Here is a 1,301-nt window from a genome sequence, read left to right on the forward strand (position 1 = left end):
TGATATGATCCCCTTATAGTAGACAGAAAAAAGAAAGCCAATTAATCTGTCTACTATGGAGGGGATTTTTCTATGGGGAAAATACGAAAAACCTATGATGTAAAGTTTAAAAAGAAAGCAGTGGATTTATATTTGAAAGAGGGCATGGGCTACAAAACAGTGGCTAAAGAATTAGGGATTGATCATTCCATGGTACGTCGATGGGTGAAACGCTATGAAAAGGAAGGAATACAAGGTCTAGAGGAAAAACGAGGAAAGGCCAAAGGACCAGGCAAAGGAAGACCGAGAACTCGTCCAGAAGATCCTGAAACGAAAATCAAGCGTCTTGAGGCGGAAGTAGAGATGCTAAAAAAGCTCTTACAGAGGTGAAAGGGGGAATGGAAGCAGTACCAGCTCACAAGAAGTTCGCGATCATTCAAGAAATGGCTGGGTGTCATGGTTCGATTCAACAATTATGTGAGATTGCAGGAGTGTCTCGAAGTGGATACTACAAGTGGGGAAAACGGCAGAAACACCCTTCTCAAAAGCAATTAGAAGACGAGCAGTTAAAGATAAAAATCGAGGAATGCCATAAAAAACTGAAAGGAATCTATGGGTATCGGAGAGTCAAAGTCTGGCTTAAGAGAAAATACAAACTGAATATCAACCATAAACGAGTACAAAGGCTGATGAGGGAGATGGGCATCCGTGCGGTGATTCGGAAGAAACGGCCTTATTACGGGAAGAAAGAGCCTTATGTCATTTCGGACAATCATCTAAACAGAGATTTCCACGCGTCAAAACCAAACGAGAAATGGGTGACAGATATTACATATTTAATTTTTAATGGGCAAAAGCTCTATTTGTCCGCCATTAAAGACCTATACAATAATGAAATCGTGGCCTACCATATTCGTCCAAGAAATGACATCCAACTGGTGCTTGATACACTAAAAAAGGCCATAAAAAAACGGAATGTAAATGGACTCCTCCTACATAGCGATCAGGGGTTCCAGTATACATCCCGCCAATACAACAACTTACTTAAAAGATACAATATAAAGGCCAGTATGTCCAGAAAAGGAAACTGTTTAGACAATGCCTGCATGGAAAACTTCTTCAGCCATTTCAAGGCAGAGTGTTTCCATCTGTACTCTTTCCGTACAGCCGAAGAGGTAAAGGATGCCGTACACCAATATATTCGTTTTTATAATCACCAACGCTTTCAAAAAAAATTAAACAACCTGAGTCCTTATGAATATAGGACTCAGGCTGCTTAAATGTTCTTTTTTATTCCTGTCTACTTGACAGGGGTCACTTCA

General features: G+C 40.3%; 2 protein-coding genes. Both read left to right on the forward strand.

The genetic code is table 11. From position 1 onward, the window contains the following. The first annotated feature begins 72 nt into the window (after positions 1–72). A complete protein-coding gene (locus tag HNR31_RS18395; RefSeq protein WP_181557616.1) occupies positions 73–369 on the forward strand; it encodes a transposase in 297 nt (98 codons plus the stop codon). Between the two features lie 8 nt (positions 370–377). After that, positions 378–1,259 (forward strand): IS3 family transposase, encoded by an 882-nt coding sequence (locus tag HNR31_RS18400; protein WP_181557617.1) that lies wholly within the window; start codon positions 378–380, stop codon positions 1,257–1,259. Positions 1,260–1,301 lie beyond the last annotated feature (42 nt).

Origin of the sequence: Thermaerobacillus caldiproteolyticus, assembly GCF_013761245.1 — a bacterium.
GTDB lineage: Bacteria > Bacillota > Bacilli > Bacillales > Anoxybacillaceae > Thermaerobacillus > Thermaerobacillus caldiproteolyticus.

Coding starts and splice junctions, on each gene's coding strand:
- HNR31_RS18395 (WP_181557616.1), top strand. CDS start 73: ATGGGGAAAATACGAAAAACCTATGATGTAAAGTTTAAAAAGAAAGCA.
- HNR31_RS18400 (WP_181557617.1), top strand. CDS start 378: ATGGAAGCAGTACCAGCTCACAAGAAGTTCGCGATCATTCAAGAAATG.